Origin of the sequence: Caballeronia glebae (assembly GCF_001545035.1) — a bacterium.
In the GTDB taxonomy this organism is placed as follows: Bacteria; Pseudomonadota; Gammaproteobacteria; order Burkholderiales; family Burkholderiaceae; genus Caballeronia; species Caballeronia glebae.
Genome location: NZ_FCOJ02000133.1, coordinates 1 through 3,914, shown reverse-complemented (window position 1 = coordinate 3,914; position 3,914 = coordinate 1). Strand labels below are relative to the sequence as shown.

General features: G+C 67.3%; 5 protein-coding genes. All 5 read right to left on the bottom strand.

Annotated elements, in window-relative coordinates; all coding sequences use genetic code 11:
* On the bottom strand, positions 1 to 311 hold a 311-nt coding region (gene coaE, locus AWB82_RS36210; protein WP_086974045.1), incomplete at its 3' end, for a dephospho-CoA kinase.
* A 16-nt stretch (positions 312 to 327) separates the two neighbouring features.
* Positions 328 to 1,251 (bottom strand): prepilin peptidase, encoded by a 924-nt coding sequence (locus AWB82_RS36205; RefSeq protein ID WP_086974044.1) that lies wholly within the window; start codon positions 1,249 to 1,251, stop codon positions 328 to 330.
* Positions 1,252 to 1,282: 31 nt separating this feature from the next.
* Positions 1,283 to 2,488: a type II secretion system F family protein gene (locus AWB82_RS36200; protein WP_086974043.1), complete on the bottom strand. Its 1,206-nt coding sequence runs from the start codon at positions 2,486 to 2,488 to the stop codon at positions 1,283 to 1,285.
* On the bottom strand, positions 2,485 to 3,675 hold the full coding sequence (locus AWB82_RS36195; protein ID WP_086974042.1) for a GspE/PulE family protein: 1,191 nt from the start codon (positions 3,673 to 3,675) through the stop codon (positions 2,485 to 2,487). Before AWB82_RS36195 ends, AWB82_RS36200 begins: the two co-directional genes overlap by 4 nt.
* 74 nt (positions 3,676 to 3,749) lie before the next feature.
* The coding region (locus AWB82_RS36190; RefSeq protein WP_327346128.1) for a transporter associated domain-containing protein at positions 3,750 to 3,914 on the bottom strand (165 nt) is incomplete at its 5' end.

Here is a 3,914-nt window from a genome sequence, read left to right as displayed (position 1 = left end):
CCCTGTGCCGCGATCCGCTGGCGTTCCGTCTCGGCGCGAATCAGCGGATGCACGATCCCTTCGAGGCGCGCTTTCGCGGTGTCGTCGGCGAAGACGAGCGCGCGCATCTTCGCGCGGTCGAGCGAACCGTCGGCCGCAATGAAACCATCGCCGAATTCGCTCGCGATGAGCGGTATCGCGACGCCGCCCGGCGCCGTGATCTGATGGGCGATCAGATCCGTATCGATCAGCGGCACGCCGCGCGCCGCGAACAGGTCGGCGACCGTGCTCTTGCCGCTGCCGATGCCGCCGGTGAGACCAATGCTGAACATCCGTTGCTCCCTTCGATCATCCTAATAATGCGTAGAGCGGCGTGCCGACGAACAGCGTGATCGCGCCGCCCGCCGCCAGAAACGGCCCGAACGGCAACGGCTCCTCGAAACGCATGCGCTTGCGCCACGTCGCGACGATGCCGAACGCCGCGCCCGCGACGGCCGCGATGAGAATCACCTGCGCGATCGCCGACCAGCCGAGCCACGCGCCGATCGCGGCAAGCAGCTTGAAGTCGCCGTAGCCCATGCCCTCCACGCCGCGCACGAGCTTGAAGAGCCAATACACGCACCATAAGAACAGATAGCCCGCGATCGCGCCTGTCACGGCGTCGTGCAGCGTCGCGAATCCGCCTTCGCCAAAATTCACGATGAGTCCGGCCCAGAGCAGAGGCAGCGTCAGCACATCGGGAAGATAGCGCGTGTCGTAGTCGATGAGCGCGGCCGTCAGCAAGGTCGCGCAGAGACCGAACGCGGCCAGTGCGGGCCACGTGGGACCGAACGCGTAAAGCGAGAGCGCCGCGAGCGCGCCGGTCGCGAGTTCGGTCAGCGGATAACGCGGACTTACGCGCGCGCCGCACGCCGAGCAACGTCCGCGCAAGGCCAGATAGCTGACGACGGGAATGTTTTCCCACGCGCGCAACACGTGCTTGCAATGCGGACACGCACTGCGCGGCACTGCGAGGTTGAAGCGCGCGGGATAGGGATCGGCGTTGGCGAGTCGGGAGGCATCGGACGCCTCGGGAATGGCCGCGTCGACTTCCGCGCGCCACGCGCGTTCGAGCATGACCGGCAGACGATGCACGACCACGGTGAGAAAACTGCCGATCACGAGGCCGAACACGACGACGAAGCCGTACTGCACGGTCACGGGAAGCGCAGCGAACGCCGTCAGGTAGCGGCTCGCGAAGTGCGCGGTGGACGGATCGAACGAAGGCTGCATGATGGACGAACGGTTGCTTTGGCCCGCGATGCTACACCACGTTGCCGAGCTGAATGATAGGAAGATACATCGCGATGACGAGGCCGCCCACGAGCGCGCCCAGCACGGCGATGACGATCGGCTCGCAGAGACTCGCGAACCCGCCGATACGCTCGTCCACTTGCCGGTCGGCGAGCGTGGCGAGATCGAGGAGCATGGCATCGAGCGAACCCGATTCTTCGGCGACCGCGATCGGCTGCACTACGTCCTGCGGAAAGCATCCAACGGCGCGCATCGCGACCGCGAGACGTTCGCCGTTGTGCAGGCGCGCGGCGATGTCGACCGTGGCGCGGTCGAACACGCGATTTCCTGTCGCGTGCGTGAGCGAGTCGAAGGCATCCGACAGCGGCGTGCCCGCCGAGAGCAGCGTGCCGAGCGCGCGGCTCCACCGCGCGACCGCGAGGGAGCGCAGCAGTTTGCCTGCCAGCGGCAGTTGCAGCGCGGCGCGATCGGCGGCGGCGCGCGCATCGGGCGAACGCTTCATCCAGTTCCACATCCCAAATGCAATGCAAGCGCCCGCAATCGCAAGCGGCACGCCGACAGTCGCGACTCCGTCCGAAAGCGCGAGCACGAAACGCGTCGGCGCGGGCAGCGCGGCGCCGAAGCCGTCGAAGATGGTCTTGAAGGTCGGAACGACGCCGATCAGCAAACCAGCCGTGATCGCGAGAGAAAGCAGCAGCACCATCACAGGATAGGTGAGGGCGGCGCGCAATCTGGCCCGTTGCGATGCCGAGCGCTCGCGGTCGTCCGCGAGACGGGCGAGCACCGTCGGCAACGCGCCCGCGACTTCACCGACCGAAACCAACTGGCAGTACAGCGCGCCGAACGCGGCCGGATGCCGAGCGAGCGCGCCCGAAAACGGCACGCCGCGAGTGATGTCGCGGGCCAGCGCACGCGCGATGCGCGGCAGTCCGCTGGCGGTCGCGCTGCCGGCCAGCAAGTCGAGTGCGCCGGCGAGCGGCAGGCCCGCGCGCAGTAGGCCGGCGAGCTGTCGTGTGAAGACGGTGACTTCGGCGGTCTTCGCTTTGGGCGGCGGCGCGGCGCCGAGCATGTCGAGCGCGGTCACGATCACGCCTTCGCGCCGCAGCGAAGCACGGGCTGCGAGCGCGTCGGCGGCGATGATCTTTCCCCGCTTCGGCCGCCCTTCGGTGTCCATGCCGCGCCAGACGAAGCGCATTTCGAGTGCGTCGTTCATCATTCGACCTCCGTCGCATCGGCCGCCTCGGCGACGCTCGTCACGCCCTCGCGCACGCGCGCGAAAGCCGCATCGCGCAACGCGGGCATGCCTTGCGCCTGCGCCGCGCGCGAGATCGCATGCGTCGCCGCGCGCGACACGATCAGTTCGCGCAGTTCATCCGATACCGGCATCACCTGATGCACGCCGACGCGCCCCCGATAGCCGATGCCGTGACACGCCGGACAGCCACGCGGCTCGAACGGATGAAACCGGTCCGCGAGCGGCAACGCCGACGGCGCGCGACAGAACTCGCACAACTTGCGCACGAGCCGTTGCGCGGTGACGAGCTTGAGCGCGGACGCGAGGTTATAAGGCGCGACGCCGATGTCGATGAGACGCGCGATCGCCGCGGGCGCGTCGTTCGTGTGCAAGGTCGAGAGCACCAGATGCCCTGTCTGCGCAGCCTTCACCGCGACGTCGGCCGTTTCCGCGTCGCGAATCTCGCCGACCATGATGACGTCCGGGTCCTGACGCATGAACGCGCGCAGCGCCACGGCGAAGGTCATCCCCGCCTTTTCGCGCACGCTCACCTGATTGATGCCCGCGAGTTGTATTTCGACCGGATCTTCGACCGAGCACACGTTGCGGGCTTCGGCGTTGAGCATTTGCAGGAAACAGTAGAGCGACACGGTCTTGCCGCTGCCGGTCGGGCCGGTCACGAGCACGAGGCCGTGCGGCGCGCGAATCGCCGATTCGACCGTGCGGCCTTGCGTGTCATCGAGGCCGAGCGCGGCGAGCGACAAGTCGGGCGGCAGCGCTTCGAGCCGCCGCAGCACGAGTTTTTCGCCGAAGATCGTCGGGAGCGAATTGACGCGATAGTCGCCCATCCGCTTGCCCGGCAGATTCAGACGCAGCCGGCCGTCCTGCGGCACGCGCCGCTCGGCGATATCCATGCGCGCCAGCACCTTGATGCGCGTGACGAAGGCGTCGCGCAGATGAGGCGGCGGGCGCTTCAATACGTGCAACACGCCATCGACGCGCAGCCGGATGCGCCATGCATGCTCGGACGGCTCGACGTGAATATCGGACCCGCCGCGCTCGGCGGCTTCGCGCAAGGTATCGGTCAAGAGCGAGACGGCGGGCGTCTCGTGATCGGACGCGGCGTCGTGCGCGAAAGTGTCAAAAGCGTCGCGGGAAGGGGAAATCATGAGCGTCGGGCTATCGGAGTCGAGATGATCCGATCATCCCGCTCTCCGCCGCCGACGCACAGTCGTCCGAATGGCTAACGCAGCGCGTGTTTCGCGGGCTCCGTCGGACGGAAAATCTTGACGGTGCGGATCGCCTGATCGTCGCTGCGCATGACTTCGAAGGTCACGTTCGCGATCTGTAGCGACACGTCGCCGTCCGGAATGTCTTCGAGCGTTTCGAGAATCAGGCCGTTGAGCGT

What these genes read in the sequence shown, in the direction of transcription:
- AWB82_RS36205 (WP_086974044.1), bottom strand. Translation starts at nt 1,251, where the DNA reads ATGCAGCCTTCGTTCGATCCGTCCACCGCGCACTTCGCGAGCCGCTAC.
- AWB82_RS36200 (WP_086974043.1), bottom strand. Translation starts at nt 2,488, where the DNA reads ATGATGAACGACGCACTCGAAATGCGCTTCGTCTGGCGCGGCATGGAC.
- AWB82_RS36195 (WP_086974042.1), bottom strand. Translation starts at nt 3,675, where the DNA reads ATGATTTCCCCTTCCCGCGACGCTTTTGACACTTTCGCGCACGACGCC.